Source organism: Falsiroseomonas sp. HC035 (assembly GCF_050563525.1).
Classification (GTDB): Bacteria; Pseudomonadota; Alphaproteobacteria; order Acetobacterales; family Acetobacteraceae; genus Falsiroseomonas.
Genome location: NZ_JBNXUN010000006.1, coordinates 87,152 through 104,197 on the forward strand (window position 1 = coordinate 87,152; position 17,046 = coordinate 104,197).

Here is a 17,046-nt window from a genome sequence, read left to right on the forward strand (position 1 = left end):
GCAGCGAGCCCCGTCCCTTCTACGCGCTGCGCCGCCGCCGCCGGGCCACCCCGAGCGCTGCAAGCCCGAATCCGAACAATGCCAACGAGGCAGGCTCGGGGACCGGCACGGCGCCGGTGAAGGTCGTCAGGACCTGGCCGCTCGTCTGGCAGACGTTGGCGATGCAGTAGCCGATGCTGCCGAATGCGTCGTCCGAGCCGAAGGTTGCCGTGAACAATCCATCAGGCGTGATCTCAAAATCCACCTGATTTCCGCCGCCGGTCAGGTCGAGAAAGCCGGTCGGCGTACCAAACGGGGTGCTCGTGAACCGGTAGCCCGTTTGGAACACCGTACCCAGGGTCGACGGAAAGATCCGTCGGTTGTCGAGGATCTCGAACCCCAGCGGGCTGAACAATGTCAGGCGGAAGTCGGGTAGCGCCCTGTAATCGGCATCCGTGAACGTGAACGGCGGCTCCGTATTCGTTGCGCGCAGATCAAAGCCTGAGGCGTACTGCTGATCCGTGACGATCAGCCTGCCCCCAAAGGAGACTGGCACAGTTGTAGGTTCAGTTCCGCCAAACGGTATGGAAGTCGTCGGGCTGGTTTGTTGAAAAGTGAATATCACGTCGGCTTTCGCTGGCGCTGCAACCGCCAAAGCAGTCGCAACCATGGCACCCAATCCTATGGCCAGCTTTCGTATCTGCATTACCATCTCTCCCCTGGCTTCCTGCCAGCGGAGGGTCAAGAGCAAGCGGCATGCCGCATATGAAATTCAATGACTTATGTCACTATTTCTGCAATTTCGATAGTTTCAACGTAAGCACGACCGACGAAGCGATTGCTCCTGTGCCTCCTGAAAGTCCCACTCATCTGCGGTGATTTACGCTTCTCACATTAAAATCCGATTGTTTACTGGGATGCCGCGAGGTGGAGCGTCATTCGGCGTCTGCTGTTTGGGCCGGACGGGCTGCCAGGCCTGCCGCCGGCGATGCTGCTCGTAAAAACACCACCCGCGCCGCCCCATGTTCCCTCTCCGCCACCGCCGCGAAGCCCGGCACCTCCAGCGTCTCCTCCCGCCCCACCTCGGCCACCAGCAGCGCGTCCGGCGCGATCCAGCCCGCCGCCGCCAGGGCCACGACCGCCTTCGGCACCAGCTCGCGCCCATAGGGCGGGTCGAGGAACACCAGCCCGCAGGGCGTCGGCGCCGCGCGCGGACGCAGCACGTCGCCAACCAGCACCGAGCAGCGCGCCTCCTCGCCCAGTGCAGAAACATTCTGGCGCAGCACGGCCAGCGCGACGCGGTCCTGTTCCAGAAAACTCGCATGCGACGCGCCGCGCGACAGCGCCTCCAGCCCCATCGCGCCGGACCCCGCGAAGGCGTCCAGCACGCGAACGTCCTCCACCGCCTCGCGCCCGGCCCAGGGCGCGTGCCACAGCATGTCGAACACCGCCTGGCGCACCCGGTCGCTGGTCGGGCGGGTGGTCTCGCCCGGCGGGGCGGCGAGCCTACGCCCGCGGTGGCGGCCGGCGACTACGCGCAGCACGGGCGGGCTTCCTGGGTTCGGCGTTGCGGGCGCGCGGGATGTTGCCCGGGCGGGGCGGGCGCTTCGGCGTGGCTTCGGCAGCCGGATCGGGCGGCGGCGCGGCGGCGGCGGCGGCCTCGGCTTCCGCCACCTCCCGTCGCCGACGCTTCTGCGGCACCTCGCCAATGCCGAGCTGTTCGCGCATCACCTTCGGATGCACCTCCTCCACCGCGCCCTTCGGCAGGGTGCCGAGCTGGAACGGCCCGTAGGCGGTGCGGATCAGCCGCGTCACCTGCAAGCCCAGATGCTGCATGACGCGCCGGATCTCGCGGTTCTTGCCTTCCTTCAGGCTGACGGTCAGCCAGGCGATGCCGCCCTGGCGGCTGTCCAGGCCGCATTCGATGGGGCCGTAGGCGACCCCCTCGATGGTGATGCCGCGGGCCAGCTGGATGAAGGCGCGCTCGTCGATGTGGCCGAACACCCGCACGCGGTAGCGCCGCAGCCAGCCATTGCTGGGCAGTTCCAGGCGGCGGGCCAGCGCGCCGTCATTGGTCAGCAGCAGCAGCCCCTCGCTGGTCAGGTCCAGCCGGCCGATGGACACCACGCGGCCGATTGCCGGCGGCAGGCGCTCGAACACCGTGGGGCGGCCCTGCGGGTCCTTGTGGGTGGTGACCACGCCGTCCGGCTTGTGGTGGCGGAACAGGCGGGTGCGCTCCGCCGTCGCCACCGTCTTGCCCGCAACCGAGACGCGGTCGCCCGGCGTGACGAAGGTGGCGGGGCTGTCCACCTTCTTGCCGTTCAGCTTGACCACGCCATCGGCGATCAGCTTTTCCGAATCGCGGCGGGAGGCGACGCCGGCACGCGCCAGGTATTTCGCGATGCGCTCGCCGCGCTCGGCGTTGTCGTCCTTGTCGTTGGTCTCGTCGGTCATCGGCGTGCTGCCTCGACAAAGGCCGCAAGGATATCCGGGTCGCGCGGGTCCACGGCGTATTCCGGGTGCCACTGCACGCCGAGGGCGAAGCGGTGGCCGGGATGCTCGATCCCCTCCACCACGCCATCCGGCGCCACGGCATTGACCACGGCGCCCAGCCCCGGCGTCGCGACCGCCTGGTGATGCGCGCTGTTCACCGCCATGCGGGTGCCGCCGACGATGCGGGCCAGCAGCGTGTCGGGCGCCACCGAGACCTCATGCCCCGGCTCGGTGCGCGGGTTCGGCTGTTCATGCGCCAGTGCGCCCGGCACCTCGTCCGGGATGTGCTGGATGAGCGTGCCGCCGAGCGCCACCGCCAGCAATTGCTGTCCGCCGCAGATGCCGAGCACCGGCATGTCCCGGTTCAGCGCCGCCCGCATCGCCGCCAGTTCGAAATCCGTCCGCCCCGGCTTCAGCGTCACCTTCGGATGCGGCGCGCCGCCACCCCACAAGGCCGGGTCGACATCGAACGCCCCGCCCGTCACCAGCAGCCCGTCGATCGCATCGAGATAGTCCACAGCGAGGTCCGGATGGTGCGGCAGCGCAACCGGCAGGCCACCGGCCGCGATGATGCTGGAGAAGTAGTTCTGGCGGAGCGCGTACCAGGGCAGCTTCGACCAGCCACCGGCCGGTTCCGCATCCAGGGTCACGCCGATGACCGGGCGTTTGTTCATGCCCCCGCTATAGCACCTTCCCGCCGCGCGGCACGCCCGCATGGCGGAAAACCGCTCGACCCGTGCCTCGTCAGCAGGCAAAGCAGCGCCGATGTCGCCCATGGAACTCGCGCTGGAGGAAGCCCGCGCCGCCGCCGCGCGCGGCGAGGTGCCGGTGGGCGCCGTCGTCACCGATGCCCGGGGCCGCCTGATGGCGCGCGCCGGCAACGAGGTGGAGGCCAGGTTGGACCCCTCCGCCCATGCCGAGATGCTGGCGCTGCGCGCCGCCGCGGTCGCCATCGGCGACAAATTCCTGCCGGAGGCGACGCTGCACGTGACGCTGGAGCCCTGCCCGATGTGCGCCCAGGCCATCGCCTTCTTCCGCGTCCGCCGCGTGGTGTTCGGCGCCTATGATCCGAAGGGCGGCGGTGTCGAGCACGGCCCGCGCATCTTCACCCAACCCACCTGCCACCATGCGCCGGAGGTGGTCGGCGGCGTGCGGGAGAGCGAATCGGCGGCGCTGCTTCGGGACTTCTTCCGGCTGCGGCGCTAAACCGGCCACGCCACCCCTCGCGAAAGCCCGCATGGACCACCCCTACCGCAGCCTTCCCGACACCGCCTTCTGGCGCCGCGCCGTGGCAGGCGTACCGGATGGCATGATGGACCCGGTCACGCAGGTGCCCTTCGGTATCGGCCCGGGCGATGTCGTGGCGACGGCGGGAAGCTGCTTCGCGCAGCACATCGCCGGCCACCTGCAACGCCGCGGCCACAGGCTGGTGCGCACCGAGCCACCGCCCGAGGCGCCGGAGGCCGCCGCCTTCGGCCTGTTCGCCGCCAACTACGGCAACATCTACACCTGCCGCCATATGCTGCGCCTGTCCGAGGAAGCCTTCGGCCTGTTCCAGCCGCGGGACATCGCCTGGCAGCGCCCCGATGGCCGCTACGTCGACGCTTTTCGGCCCGGCCTGCACCCTGCGGGCCACGCCACGGCAGACGCGGTGCGGGCGTCGCGCGAGCCGCATCTGGCCGCCCTGCGCCAGGTGTTCGAGACGGCGGATGTGCTGGTATTCACGCTCGGCCTGACCGAAGCCTGGATCGGCGCCGACGGCGCGGCCTACCCGCTGGCGCCCGGCATCCTCGCCAGCCCGCCCGACCCCGCCGCCTGCCGCTTCCACAACTTCACCCTGGACGAGGTGCGGGCGGACCTGCTGGCCTTCCTCGGCCTGCTGGCCGAGGTCAATCCGGACCTGCGCTGCATCCTGACCGTCTCCCCGGTGCCGCTGGCCGCCACCTACACCGCGGCCCACGTCCTGCCCGCCAGCAGCTACAGCAAGGCGGTGCTGCGCGTTGCTTCCGAGGAAGCCGCCGCCCGCCTTCCGTCCGTCGCCTACTTCCCCAGCTACGAGATCATCACCGGCCCACAGGCGCGTGGCCGCTACTTCGCCGAGGATCTGCGCAGCGTGACGGCGGAGGGCGTCGCGGCCGTGATGACGGTGTTCGACCGCCACTACCTGACGGGCGAGGCTGGGACGTTCGTGGCGCCGGCGCCGGCCGCCGCACCGCGGGCGGCGTCACCGGCGGACGCCGCCGAATTCGACAGGCTGGCGCAGATCCTCTGCGACGAGGATGCGCTGGACCCCGGGCTGCAGGATCGCTGACGACAATGCGCTTTGCGGTGATCGGCAATTGCCAGGCGGCCGGCTTCGCCGATTGCCTGCGGGTCTTCCTGCCGAAGGTCGAGACAACGCTGTTCGACCTGACGGCGCTGGGGGCTACCGGCGATCCGGTGGGCGCGGCGGCGGCGATCGGTGAGCGGCTCGGCGAGTTCTCGCATGTCTTCGCCCATCCGGTGCATGGCGCGCGGTTCGGGCCGCTGGAACAGCCGCGCCTTGCCGCCTCGGGCCTGCCGGTCTGGTTCATCCCGACGCTGGCCTTCCAGGGCTTCCACCCGGACTGCGTCTACCTGTTCCCGCCCGGCGGGGTGGTGGGCGGGGAGCCGTTGCGCGGGCCGCTCGATGTCTATCATTCGGCCATCGCCGCATCCGCCTTCCTGCTCGGCCTGCCGGTGGAGCGCACGGTGCGGCTGTACAACCCGCTGGTGTTCGGCCGCCTGGGCTTCGCCGAGGCCTACGAGACGGCCGTGGCGCAGTTGCTACGACACTACCGGGACCTGGGCCACGACATCGCGGACCGGCTGCCGGTCTGGACGCAGGCAGGATCAACGGCGGGCCGGGCCTTCATGCACACCATCAACCACCCCGGCCTGCGCCCGATCGCCGACACCTGCCGCATGGTCGCTGGCGCGGCGGGGCTCGGCGAGATGGCGCTCGAGGACGCGGAGGTGGTGCCGGACCGGCTGGCGGATCTTGCGATCTTCCCGGTCTATCCTGGCCACGCCCGCCGCCTCGGCGTCGCGGGCCACCTTCGCTTCCGGCCCCGGCTGCGGCAGGATCGCAGCTTTGAGGTCCTGGACCTGGAGGATTTCGTCTCCCGCAGCCATCAGGCCTATGCCGAGGCACCGGAGGCGGTGGATGCGGCGGTGCGTGCGAACCCGGTCTCCGCCCGGATCCTCGATCTGCTGTCGAAGCTGCTGGCCGGATGAACCGCGCGCTACAGCGTTCCGTGCACCCCGGCGGCGCGGCGGTCCCACCACCAGGCGGGGTCGGGGCCCACCATCACGCCGCCCTGGAAGCGCGGCGGCGGGCGGTGGCGGGCCTCGCCGGCCAGCACCAGCCGGCCGCGCTCGGTCAACTGCCAGGGCGCGTCGCGGCCGATTAGGCGCTGCGGGCCGGCGGACAGGCGCTGCGCCACCTCCTTCACGATCAGGTCCGTCACCTGGAACACCGGGTCCGCCTTTTGCAGCGCAGCCAGCGCGGCGGGCAGGCCAGCGGCGCCCTCGGCCACCGCGCGCAGCAGCAGGCGCTCCGTCAGCGCCAGCCCGTCGTTGCGCCAGGGCAGGTCCTGCAGGTGCCGGCGCAGTGCGGGTGCCAGGTGCGGCAGCGGCAGCGCGCGGCGCGAAAGCCGGTCGAGCGCCGTGGGATCGGGATCAGCGAAGGCGGCCCAGGCCTCGGCGCCGGCTTCCAGTTGCAGGGCGCCGAGAGCCACCGGCTCCAGCCCGGCCAGTTCCTCCGCCGGCAGGTGGGCGAAGGCGCGGCGGCCATCCGCCGGCATCAGGAACAGCCGGCCCTCCAGCGGCGCCCGCCCGGCCAGCAGCGACAGCACGCGGATCAGCACGGCCTGGTCCCACAGATCGTGCTCGAACCACAACAGCACGCGGTCGTATTTCCCGAGGCTGTTCAGCGCCATGTATTCGCGCCCGAGCCGCAGCCGCGCCTCCTGCGCATCCACCCCGGCATGCAGCGCGACGACGCGGGCGCGCTGGCCGAGATAGGCCATCAGGTCGCCGTCGGAAACGGCACCGACGCAGACCGGGTCCGCGATCGGCAGGTAGTCCCCTGCCCAGCCCGCCTGCGGCAACAGGTCCCGGAGGTCGTCGCCGCAGCGGATATGGGCGGTCGATGGCATCCCTATTCCTTCATAGCCAGCGGCCGGCGCTTCTTGCCGGCCGAGCGGCCGAATGGCCGCCGCCGCCTATGCGACGAAGCCCCGGGCCGCGGATGCGGTCCGCCCGGCGCTCGAGGGACGCCTCAGAGGCGCAGCCCCAGGCGGCGGATCATCTCGCCCTCCTCGGCGTATTGCCGGCGCGCGAAGGTGGCGTACTCCTCCGGTCCCAGGTGGAACGGCGCCATGTCGAAGCGGTCCAGGATTGCGACATGGGCAGGGTCGAACAGCGCCTCCCGGAACGCGTCGTGCAGCACCTTCACATGGTCCGGGTTCATGCCCTTCGGCCCGGCCAAGCCGTAGGGAGACGCCGAGACGATGTCGATGCCGCTTTCCTTCAGCGTCGGCACGTTGGGGAAGCGCTTGGCGCGTTCCGCCGACCAGGTGACCAGCAGCCGCATGCGCCCCGACATCACCAGTTCCGCCCAGCCGGAGCTGTCAGCACTCGCCTGGATCTGGTTGCCGAGCAGCGCCTGGCTGTTCTCCGCCCAGCCGCGGAACGGCACATGCGTCCAATCGATGCCGCCGCGCGCCCCGGCGATCTGTTCCATGGTGATGTGCAGGGAGGTGCCGACGCCGGGCGTGCCGTAGTTCACCTTGCCCGGATTGGCCTTCGCATAGTCGAGGAACTCCGACAGCGTCTGCCACGGGCTGTCCGCGTTCACCACGATTCCGAACAGGTAGCCGGTCAGGTGGATGACGTAGGTGAAGTCCTCGAGCGGGTTGAACAGTGCGCGCGGGGCCATCTGCGGGTGGCGGAACACGCTGATCGGCATCTGCGCCAGCACGTAGCCATCCGGCCGCTCGTTCAGCAACTGCTGCGGGCCGAGGATGCCACCGGCACCGGCACGGTTCTCGATGATGATGGGCTGGCCGAGGCGCTTCGAAGCCTGTTCGCCAAGCGCGCGCATCTGGATGTCGGTGGTGCCGCCGGCGGCCCAGGGCACGATCAGGCGGATCGGACGGTTCGGATAGCGGTCCTGCGCCCGCAGCGCCGGCGCGGCCAGCAGGCCAGCCCCGAGACCGAGCGCGGCACGGCGGCCAAAGGTGGTAAAGATGGGACGGGTCATTGGTCGCGGCCTCCCTGCCTGGCGCCGGCCTTGGGCCGGTCGTCCCATGCTGGTAACGCGCCGGACGCCGCGCCGCAATCGGGCGCGGCATCACGCACGGATCAGGTCATGCCAGCGGCACCAATGGATGACCCGCGGCCGGCCATGCCGGCCGGGCGCCCGGCGCCTGTGGCCAAGGCGATACCGGCGGTCATCCAGACCGACCGCCGGTGTCAGTTCATGAAGACGCGCGCCGACAGCGCCGTCTGGAAGATCAGGTTCAGCAGGTCGCGCGCGATCTGGAAGTTCTTCGGGTCCAGCCGCGGCAGCGCGATCAGCTCATCGCCTGGCGCCGGGCCCTCGGTGGGCTCCAGGATCAGCTCGCCGCTGGCCTTGCGGATCATGACCTGGGATTCGACGCCGCGCTCGGCGAAACCGCCGGCCGCGCGGACGTAGTCGTTGATGCGCATGTCCGGCCGCCAGACAACCGCCTGCGGCACCATCACCTCGCCGGAGACCAGCACGGTCTGCACCCGCTCCGGAACGACGACGACATCGCCATCCTCCAGCCGTACGTCGGCGCAGCGCCCGGCACGGTCCATCACCACCAGGCGGCCTTCCGGCCGGGTGCGGCGGGCGCGCTGGATATAGGTGGAGACCAGGTTCGCCTCGACCGCACGGATCTCGGCGACGCCGGTGGTGGAAGACACCGTCATGAACAACTGGCGCTCCAGCCGGTCCAGTGCCTCGTTGATCACCCGCACCTGCTGCTGCGCGACGGAGGGACGCAGCAGGAAGACGCCGCTGGTATTGGCCAGCGCCGGGTCCACCGCGACATGGTCGAGCAGCGTGCACAGGCTGATGTCGCGATCCGCGATCAGGACCGAAGGCCCGATGCGGCTGCCCTCCACGCTGACGCGCACGGTTGGGGCCGGGCTGTCGGTAATGAAGGTGATGGTGTCCTGGTCGAGCAGCTGCAGGCTGCCGAGTTCGCGCACCGTGGCGTAGCGGGCGAAGGGCTGGCTGCCGCGGGTGCCGCGGATCACCGCATTGGTCGCGGCCGGCAGCGGCGACGCCAGGCGCAGCAGCTCGCTGCCCGGCATGGCACGGCCGCTGACCTCGAACAGGAAGTTGTTGCGCACCGCGCCATCGGCCCCGACCATTGCGCCCTGCGGCGCGACCACGATCGTGTCGCCTTCCTGCATGGTGATGTTGGGAAGCTGGCCGGTCTGCAGGAAGCGGTAAAGGTCGATCCGCGCCACGGTACGGCTGCCGCGGTTGATGGCGATGTCGCGGTACGACCCGCGGCCCGGGTCCACGCCTCCGGCGCGCGTCAGGTAGTCCAGGATGCTGTCCGACCCGGCGCCGAGGTGGCGGCCCGGAAGGCGGACGTAGCCGGTGACGAAGACGCCGACCTGCCCCGCGTTCAGCAGCACGGCGTAGACCTGTACCTGCTGCGAATAGATCCGGCGGACCTCGGCCTCCACAACCCGCTGGACGTCGCCGGACCGGGTCCCGGCCAGACGGATCGGGCCGATCTGCGGCAGGAACAGGTTGCCCTCGGGGTCCACCACGCCGACGGCCGACGCCTCGATGAAGCCCCAGATGGTGACGGAGATGCGGTCGCCCGCGCGGATCACGTAATTCGGGTTCGGCGTCTCGGTCGCCGAGGGCGGCGCGCGCGTGAACAGGGCGGCGCCGAAGACCACGGTGGCTGGGCCGGCCGCGCGCGCCGGGTCACCGATCGGCCCCACCGCCACCGGCCCGCCTTCCGCCGCCGTGGCGGTGCCGGCACGGGCGGTGTTGATGTTGTCGGCCGTGGCGCCGAGCAGCGCCGGCAAATTACCGACCGCCGGGCCGCGCATGGCCGCGCCCGCCACGCCCGGCGGCTGCAGCTGCGCCGCGGCCAGGTCGGGCAGCAGCAAGCTGAGGATCAGCGCCAGGCAGACCGGCAGGGTTCGGAAGCGACGGGCGGATGCGGGCATGTGCTTGAAAGTCCGGATCAGGATCAGGCCGGGCCGGAATTCGGCCGGCGGCAGCATGGCGTGCCCGAAACGGAAACGCCATGCCTGGAGCGAAAGGACATCAGGCCCGGCGGTCAGCTCGCATGCTCACGCGCGCCCGCCATGATCAGCCATCCGATGGCGAAGAAGACGGTCAGGATGACGAACAGCGTCATGATATTGAAAAAGGCCTTGGGGAAGGTCGACCGTTCCGGCAGGTTCGGCTCCACCACCCGCATCAGGAAGACCTGCTGGCGCTGCGCATCCGCCCGCGCGCCCTCTAGCGATGCGATGGCGGAGGCGTAGACCCGCTCGGCGAACTCGCGCTCCAGCGTCAGGCGCTCATAGCCCGACAATTGCTGGGTCAGCGTCTCGTTGCCGCTGGTGCGTCGCGCGCGTTCCGTAGAGATCTGCGCCGAAAGGGCCGCGATGCGATTGTTGAGCACCTGGATCTGCGGATTGTCGGCCCGCATGAAGGCGCGCTTTTCCTGCAGTTCGGTCCGGGCCTGCGCCAGAGCGCCCTCCAGACGGCCGATCGTCTCGACAGCGGACCCGACGGCGGCGGTCGGGTCCAGCGTCTGCTCGCGTTCGCGGAAGGCCGTCAGCGCGGCACGCGCCTCGACGACGCGGCGCTCCGCGATGGCCACTTCCTCGCGTCCCACGCGCAACGTGTCTTCGGAGGTTCGCGCGGTGAAGCGGTTGACCAGGTCCTCCGACATCTCCAGCAGAGAGGTGGCGATCGCCCTGGCGTCCTCCGGCCGGTACGCCAGCGCCTTCAACGTCACGAGCCCGGTTTCGAGATCATAATCCACCGTGACCCGGCGGCGGTAGTATTTCATCAGTTGCTCGGCCTGGGGCTCCTCGTACCAGAGGCGCGAAATCCAGTCGGCCTCCTCCGGCCGCCAGATCGCGATAAGGTCGAGGCGTTGGCGAAGCCCAGACAGCGCATCCAGGCTGTTGACGAAGGCCCGCACGGCCTGCGCTTCCTCCCCCCCCGGCCGCATCGTGCCCGATGCGGCGCCCATCATGCTGGCGATGCCGCCGCTGGCCGAGGCCCCCGGGCGTCCGCGCACCAGGATGCGCGCCTCAGCCTCGTACATGTCTGAGGCGTAGGTTGCGTAGTACAGACCGACCAACAGCGTCGGCAGGGCGACCAGCAGCAGGAACCAGGCCAGTGCGCCGCTCGGCACCAGGGTTCGGCGCCTTCGTGCCGGCTCCGCGGAAAGTCCTGCGACGCCAGGCGCAACGCCCGTGGCGGCGAGGGACTCAGAGGGCCTTATAGGTGGCGACAGCTTCATCGACGTCCTCGAAGAAGGTCAGACTGCCGTCGTGCAGCACCGCGGCGCTCCGGCAATACAGTTTCAGGTGATCCGGTACGTGGCTGACCAGGACCAGCGACCGGCCACGGGTCTTTTCAGCAAGCAGCGCCTGGGCGCGGGCGATGAAGCGTTGGTCGCCCGTCGCCGTCACCTCGTCGATCAGGTAGCAGTCGAAATCCACCGCGAAGGACAAACCCATCAGGAGACGGCCCATCATGCCGACCGAATAGGTCTTGGCCGGCATATGCATGTACGGGCCGAGCTCCGCGAACTCCTCAACGAAGTCGAGCACGCGCTTGACCGGCTGGTTGTAGATGCGGGCGATGAACCGGGCGTTATCGGCGCCGGACATGCTGTTGTGCAGGCCGATGCCATGGGCCAATGGCCATGACACCGACATGCGCCGCTCGATCCGCCCGGAGTTGGGATGCTCGACGCCGGCCAGCATGCGGACCAGCGTCGACTTCCCGGTGCCGTTGCGACCGAGGATGCCCAGCGCATCCCCGGGGCGGATGATACCCGAGACATTGCGCAGCACGTGCTTCTTGCCACCACCGCGCAGTTCGTAGTGCTTGGAGACGCGGTCGAAGTAGATCATGCGCGCATCGTCAGAATTCGAGCTTCGCGCGCACCGCGCGCACCGCGGCAATGCCGAGCAGGTTCACCATGACCACCCAGATCACGACATAAGTCGTGTCGTAGTAGGCCGGGATCATGTCGCCGAACATGCCGTCGCGCACCATCTCGTGCAGGTTGGCCTGTGGATTCCACAGCAGCGCTTCGCGCCAGGAGGGCGGCATGAAGTGCAGCGCGAACATGCAGCCGGAGAAGGGCAAGGAAAGGTAGGTCAGCGGATGGACGATCTTGTCCAGGATCTCCCACCGCGCCGCACCCGCCGCGACCAGCAGCCCCAGCCCGTTGGCAAATGCGAACATCAGGATCATCGCCTCCACCAGCACCGGGATGGAGAAGGGCGTGAAAGCGGAGAACCAGGAGGTGCCGACGACGACCAGCACCAGCACGCAGGTCACCGCCCCCATCTCCAGCAGGTTCCGCGCGATCATGATGTCCAGCAGGCGGACCTGCCGGTGGTACATCAGGGTCATGTTCGCCTGGAAGGCGGTGCCGGCGCGGTTGACGATGGCGCGGAAGGCGAAATAGGGGGCATAGCCGACCACGACGAACAGGAAGGGCGGCACCGGTCCGGTGCCGCCGCCGCCGATCAGTAGCTTGAAGACGGAGATGCCGACCGACAGAAGCAGCGGCTCCAGGAACAGCCACAGGAAGCCAAGCTGACCGCGTCCGAACCGCGTTTGCAATTCGCGCAGCAGCAGCGCGTGGATCACCCGCCCCTGGACCCGGAAACCCTCGATCGTCCGGCTGAACTCGCTACGACGTTCCGGAAATCCTTCCGGCAGCCCGGAACCTCCGGCCGCCGCGCTCACGGACGGCCGGCTCCACCGCCACGCAGCAGGGGCCGCGCCTCCGCCCAGCCGCCATTGCCGGTGGCGCAGACCAGCCGCGGCCGCTCGATCATGCCGGAGCCGACCATCAATTCCCGGCATTCCCGCCCGCTGGCGGCGTTGTAGCTGCGTACCAGCCGGACCTGGGCGGACTGGCCATCGGCCATCACCACACGCTCCTGCGCGCCCGGACGGGCGCGGCTGGCGAAGACGACCAGGGGGTCGGTGGACGCCGCCGCAACGTTCGGTGCCGCCGACACGCCGCCAGCCATGCCCTCGCTGCCCATGCGGGCGCAGCCGCTGACCACCAGCAGTCCAAGCAGCGCCAGCGTGACCCGCGCTGCCGGCGGGCGCGCAGGGTGAGGGGCAAGGGCAGGTGTGCGGTGCGTCATAATTTCGGACACTAGCCGAACGAGTAGACTTAGGCAAAATGCAAATACATGCAGAATGCTTCGGCGGCCTGCTGCGACCGAATCTCGCCGACCCGGCGGGCCGGGCCGACAAGGACCGACTTCCTGCTGCCGCTCCGTCTTCCCCAAGCGCAACTCTTGCGATTCCCACACCTGCCGGCCTTCTGGCCGGACCGGAAGGTCATCGCGGTTGCGCCGGGCCCGCCGGATGCGTGGCCGGCAGATCACCCGGAACCAATCGCCTCCGCCCCGCCCGGCTACACGCCCGGCCCCTTCCGCCCGGCTCGGCTTGGCGGGCGGGAGGTCCCGGTGCTGCTCGTGGTCGGCCCGTCGCCCGATCCGGTCGGCGCCGCCCTGGCGGATTCCGCCCCGGGGCATCATCCGGAAACCGCCGCCGCCATGGCGGCGATGGTGCGGGGCCGGATTGGCGCGCCGCCGGGGCTGCCCGATCCCGGCACCGCGGGCACCGGGCTGGCGCCGGGCCAGACCCGTATCCTGCTCGACCCCTGCGACCCGGCGCTGGCCGGCGCGGCCCGCATCCTGCTTGCCAGGCTGCGCGCTTCGGGACTTGCGGTCCTGGTGGCGCGGGAGCCTTTCGCGGATGGCGCGCCGGTGCTGCCGGACAGCCTTCCGACAGCTGGCCCACCCTGGGATCCGTGGACCCTGCTGGATGCCGCCCATACCTTGCATGGCGCCAGCCGCGACCTGGCCATGCTGGCGCTGGCCGCGGGAGTCGCGGTGGCGGATGGCCCGCTGGCCAGCGCCGATCCGGCGCCGACCTGGTCCGCATTGCTGGCCGCGACCCGCGCCGCGGATCCGTTCCACAACCGCCCCTGCAGCATCGCCGAGGGTCTCGACCTGCTGGCCCTGTGGCGGGCGCGGCAGGCGGAATCGGGCGGCATCGCCGCCTGCCTCGGCGCCCATCCCTACAAGCGGGACCGCCTGCGCGCGTTGCTCGCTTCGGCCGGCCCGCCGCCCACCTTCACCGGCCGCGCCAGCCGCGCCGTCGCCCTGGCACGACGGCGCGGCGGCGCGGTGCTGGCCTGGAGCGCCAGCGCGCCGCCGACCCTCCCCGCCCTCTGCGCCGAAGCCGGGGTTCCGCTGCGCTGGCTGGAGGATGGCTTCATCCGCTCCGCCGGCCTTGGCGCCGCCTTCCGCGCCGGCGCGTCCTTCGCAGTGGATTCCAGCGGTCCCTACTACGACCCGACGACGGAAAGCGACCTGGCGCGGCTGCTGGCGACGGCGGATTTCCCGCCCGCGCTGCTCGCGCGGGCCACGGCGTTGCGGCAAGCCGTGGTGGCGCGCGGCGTCACCAAGTACAACCTCGGCGGCGACGCCCCGATCATCGCCGCGCCGGCCGGGCAGCGTCGCATCCTGGTTCCCGGCCAGGTCGAGGACGATGCCTCCATCCGCCTTGGCGCCGGCCCCATCCGCCGCAACTTCGACCTGCTGCGGGCGGTGCGCGCGGCCGAGCCGGACGCCTTCCTGATCTACAAGCCGCATCCCGACATCGAGGCCGGCTTCCGCCGCGGCCGCATCGCGCAGGCAGACCTCGCCGGCCTTGCGGACCAGGTGCTGCACCGGGCGCCAATGGCACCGCTGTTCGGCCTGGTGGATGCGGTGCACACCATCACTTCCCTGACCGGGTTCGAGGCTCTGCTGCGCGGCCTGCCAGTGACCTGCTGGGGCACGCCCTTCTATGCAGGCTGGGGCCTGACAACGGATCACGGCCCGCCCGCCACGCCGCCGCGCACCCGGGTCCTGACGCTGGACGAACTGGTGGCGGCGGCGCTGATCCTGTACCCGCGCAACATCGACCCACTGACCGGCCTGCCCTGCCCGCCCGAGATCCTGCTGGACCGCATGGACCGACCCGAGCTGTTCCCGACCGGCCGCCGCGCCCGGCTGCGCGCGGTGCAGGGCTTCCTGACCCGCGCCCTGTCGCGCCTGCGCGGCTGGAAGTGAGCCCCCCGACCGCCGAGGGCGTCGTGATCAGCGGCGCCTCCCGCGGCCTCGGCGCGGCGCTGGCCCGGCGCTTCGCAGCGCCCGGCGCGCGCCTGCTGCTGCTGGCGCGTTCGGCCACCGCGCTGGAGGACGTGGCGCGCGACTGCCGCGCGCGGGGCGCGCAGGTCGTCGTCGCCGTGCTCGACGTGACCGACGCGCCCGCCGTCGCCGCCGCACTGGCCGCCTTCGAGGCCGGCGGGCCGGTCGGGCTGGTGATCGCCAACGCCGGCACCTCCGCCGGCACCGCGCCGGATGGCACGCCGGAGGATGCCGTGGCCGCGGCACGCCAGGTCCAGGTGAACCTGGTCGGCGCCATCAACCTGGTCGGCCCGCTGCTGCCCGGAATGCGGGCCAGGCGGCACGGGCGGATCGGGCTGGTCGCCTCCGTCGCCGGGCTGCGCGGCCTGCCCGACTTCCCCGCCTATTGCGCCAGCAAGGCCGGGCTGATCGCCTGGGGCGAGGGGCTGCGCGCCGAACTCGGCCCGCTGGGCATATCCGTGACCGTGGTGACGCCGGGTTTCTTCGACAGCGCCATGGGCGCCCGCTTCCATGGCCGCCGGCTGTTCCTGCTGGGCCAGGCCGATGTGGCGGCGCGGGTGCAGCGCGCCGTGCTGGAAGGCCGTCCCCGGGCCGCCTTTCCCTGGCCGCTGGCCGCCGGACTGCGCCTGCTGGCACTGCTGCCACCCCGGCTGGGCGATTGGGCGGCGCGGCGGATGCGGTTCCGCGTCAGTCCGGGGTCGTAGAGCAACCCTGGAGCACGGTGTCCGGCAGCATCGGCCCCACCCTGTCGGCGTGCAAAGCCTCGACGATGGCCTTGACGGCGATGGCGCGACCTTCAATGCCGTAGAACACGCCGCGAAGCTGGGTGGAGCCTTGCAGCGCCGCCAGGAAGGCATCGCGCAGCTCCGGGTCCGGCCGCGCCACCTCCGGCCCCGCGGTTGCGGGCCAGAAGGCGTCGAGCCGGCCTTGATGCGCCAGCCCCGGCACGTCCCACACCGCCTGGCCCAGCGCCTTCACCGGCCGGCCGAGCACCAGGGCGCGAAGGCCGACCGTGCTGTTGATGGTGATCAGGCCCTGCGCGCGCTGCAACATCAGGTCCAGCGGCCCGTGATGCGCGACATGCACCCGGCCCGCGACGCCAGCCGCCGCCGCCATGCGCGCCACCCGCCGGTCCCAACGCTTCAGGCAGGGGTCCAGCGGATGCACCTTGACCAGCAGATGCGCCGTGGCCGGCGCATGCTGCGCGAAGCTGCCAAGGACCTCGGCGATCGGCGTGTCGAGGTCTGGATAGGGCGAATAGGCACGAACGGAGAAATCCGTCTCCATCTGCATGGCGAACAGCCAGAACGGCGCGCTTCCGACGTGCTCCAGTGCGCGGTGACCCTCCGCCATCTCTCGACCGCGACGCAGCAGGCGGCGGGCGATGCCCCAATAGGTCGCGACGGGATGATGCAACTGGTGGCTTTCGTAGTGGCGGAACGGCCAGGGCGCCAGGTTCGCCAGGTGGTACAGCACGTCCCAGCGGGCCTGCAGGCCGAAATCGTCGCGGTGACGTTCGGTCAGGTCCGCCGGCGGCAGCCCGGCCGCCAGGGCTCGGATCGCCTCCGGCCGGCGAGGGAAGTGGCTGTCGCCGCCCATGCCGTCACGCTCCAGCGTCACCCAGTCCGGACGGAAGTAGCCGAAATCGGTGACCGCAACGGCGATGCCTCGGGCCCGTGCGGCGGCAATGGCGGCGCGGTGGTAGGGCCGCTGCTCCCCAAGCAGCAGCAGGTCCGTGATCCCGTGCGCGTCGAGATAGGCGGCGACATGCGCCGGCCAGTTTGACAGGCGGCCTCTATAATCCTGTGCCGGCCGCGCGCCCGGAACCCGCCCCCAGAACAGCCGGTCCCCGAGCGACAGGTTGATGCGATGGATGTCGTGCCCTCGCGCGGCAAGGCTCGCCGCAACCTCGGCGAACACCGGGCTGATCGGACCCTGCAGGAACAGGAAGCGACGCGCCCCCCCGCGTTGCGGGCCGCGAACCCTCGGCTGATGCAAATCCGGATCGTGGAAGGCTGACAGTGCCATATGGCACCCATAGCCGTCATCGCTGGTCAAACTGTCAATGCCCGA

16 protein-coding genes and 1 pseudogene are annotated in these 17,046 nt (G+C 70.7%); 5 read left to right on the top strand and 12 right to left on the bottom strand.

The window, feature by feature from the left end; all coding sequences use genetic code 11:
• Positions 1-19 precede the first annotated feature (19 nt).
• The 4 genes and pseudogenes from ACLF3G_RS14725 to ACLF3G_RS14740 form a co-directional block, all read right to left on the bottom strand.
• Positions 20-685, bottom strand: coding sequence for a PEP-CTERM sorting domain-containing protein (locus ACLF3G_RS14725; RefSeq protein WP_430670140.1), 666 nt, complete (start codon positions 683-685; stop codon positions 20-22).
• A gap of 229 nt (positions 686-914) precedes the next feature.
• A complete protein-coding gene (gene rsmD / locus ACLF3G_RS14730; protein WP_430670141.1) occupies positions 915-1,523 on the bottom strand; it encodes a 16S rRNA (guanine(966)-N(2))-methyltransferase RsmD in 609 nt (202 codons plus the stop codon).
• Between the two features lie 139 nt (positions 1,524-1,662).
• A pseudogene (locus tag ACLF3G_RS14735) lies at positions 1,663-2,433 on the bottom strand (pseudouridine synthase); the annotation flags it as partial.
• A complete protein-coding gene (locus ACLF3G_RS14740) occupies positions 2,430-3,146 on the bottom strand; it encodes a gamma-glutamyl-gamma-aminobutyrate hydrolase family protein (protein ID WP_430670142.1) in 717 nt (238 codons plus the stop codon). The gene ACLF3G_RS14740 and the pseudogene ACLF3G_RS14735, both read right to left, overlap by 4 nt.
• Before the next feature lie 100 nt (positions 3,147-3,246).
• Here ACLF3G_RS14740 and ACLF3G_RS14745 point away from each other — a divergent pair, with 100 nt between their 5' ends.
• The 3 genes from ACLF3G_RS14745 to ACLF3G_RS14755 are packed head-to-tail and all read left to right on the top strand — an operon-like array spanning position 3,247 to position 5,727.
• Positions 3,247-3,678 (top strand): nucleoside deaminase, encoded by a 432-nt coding sequence (locus tag ACLF3G_RS14745; RefSeq protein ID WP_430670143.1) that lies wholly within the window; start codon positions 3,247-3,249, stop codon positions 3,676-3,678.
• A 31-nt stretch (positions 3,679-3,709) separates the two neighbouring features.
• Positions 3,710-4,783 carry a GSCFA domain-containing protein gene (locus ACLF3G_RS14750; protein ID WP_430670144.1) on the top strand — a complete coding sequence of 358 codons (1,074 nt, stop codon included), beginning with the start codon at positions 3,710-3,712 and terminating at the stop codon, positions 4,781-4,783.
• Between the two features lie 5 nt (positions 4,784-4,788).
• Complete coding sequence (locus ACLF3G_RS14755) at positions 4,789-5,727, top strand: WcbI family polysaccharide biosynthesis putative acetyltransferase (protein WP_430670145.1); 939 nt, start codon at positions 4,789-4,791, stop codon at positions 5,725-5,727.
• 8 nt (positions 5,728-5,735) lie between these two features.
• On the opposite strand, the gene ACLF3G_RS14760 is transcribed toward ACLF3G_RS14755, so the two are convergent.
• From ACLF3G_RS14760 to ACLF3G_RS14790, 7 genes are all read right to left on the bottom strand, one after another.
• Entirely contained in the window at positions 5,736-6,650 is a 915-nt protein-coding gene (locus ACLF3G_RS14760; protein WP_430670146.1) for a hypothetical protein, read from the bottom strand.
• 122 nt (positions 6,651-6,772) lie between these two features.
• The gene (locus ACLF3G_RS14765; protein WP_430670147.1) at positions 6,773-7,756 is read right to left on the bottom strand and encodes a tripartite tricarboxylate transporter substrate binding protein; all 984 of its coding nucleotides are present in this window, start codon (positions 7,754-7,756) and stop codon (positions 6,773-6,775) included.
• A 212-nt stretch (positions 7,757-7,968) separates the two neighbouring features.
• Complete coding sequence (locus ACLF3G_RS14770; protein ID WP_430670148.1) at positions 7,969-9,777, bottom strand: polysaccharide biosynthesis/export family protein; 1,809 nt, start codon at positions 9,775-9,777, stop codon at positions 7,969-7,971.
• Positions 9,778-9,833: 56 nt separating this feature from the next.
• Positions 9,834-10,928 carry a capsule biosynthesis protein gene (locus tag ACLF3G_RS14775; protein WP_430670149.1) on the bottom strand — a complete coding sequence of 365 codons (1,095 nt, stop codon included), beginning with the start codon at positions 10,926-10,928 and terminating at the stop codon, positions 9,834-9,836.
• 76 nt (positions 10,929-11,004) lie between these two features.
• Complete coding sequence (locus ACLF3G_RS14780) at positions 11,005-11,655, bottom strand: ABC transporter ATP-binding protein (RefSeq protein WP_430670150.1); 651 nt, start codon at positions 11,653-11,655, stop codon at positions 11,005-11,007.
• Positions 11,656-11,665: 10 nt separating this feature from the next.
• On the bottom strand, positions 11,666-12,502 hold the full coding sequence (locus ACLF3G_RS14785; RefSeq protein WP_430670151.1) for an ABC transporter permease: 837 nt from the start codon (positions 12,500-12,502) through the stop codon (positions 11,666-11,668).
• The gene (locus ACLF3G_RS14790; protein ID WP_430670152.1) at positions 12,499-12,912 is read right to left on the bottom strand and encodes a DVU3141 family protein; all 414 of its coding nucleotides are present in this window, start codon (positions 12,910-12,912) and stop codon (positions 12,499-12,501) included. The genes ACLF3G_RS14785 and ACLF3G_RS14790 overlap by 4 nt, the downstream gene beginning before the upstream one ends.
• A 156-nt stretch (positions 12,913-13,068) precedes the next feature.
• On the opposite strand from ACLF3G_RS14790, the gene ACLF3G_RS14795 reads away from it, so the two are divergent.
• Together ACLF3G_RS14795 and ACLF3G_RS14800 are read left to right on the top strand one after the other, a co-directional pair.
• A complete protein-coding gene (locus tag ACLF3G_RS14795; RefSeq protein WP_430670153.1) occupies positions 13,069-14,895 on the top strand; it encodes a capsular biosynthesis protein in 1,827 nt (608 codons plus the stop codon).
• Positions 14,892-15,677: an SDR family NAD(P)-dependent oxidoreductase gene (locus tag ACLF3G_RS14800; protein WP_430670154.1), complete on the top strand. Its 786-nt coding sequence runs from the start codon at positions 14,892-14,894 to the stop codon at positions 15,675-15,677. The genes ACLF3G_RS14795 and ACLF3G_RS14800 overlap by 4 nt, the downstream gene beginning before the upstream one ends.
• Here the strand turns inward: ACLF3G_RS14800 and ACLF3G_RS14805 are convergent.
• Positions 15,661-17,001, bottom strand: a complete 1,341-nt coding sequence (locus tag ACLF3G_RS14805; protein WP_430670155.1) for a capsule biosynthesis protein — start codon at positions 16,999-17,001, stop codon at positions 15,661-15,663. The two genes, ACLF3G_RS14800 and ACLF3G_RS14805, sit on opposite strands and share 17 nt — an antisense overlap.
• Positions 17,002-17,046: the final 45 nt, after the last annotated feature.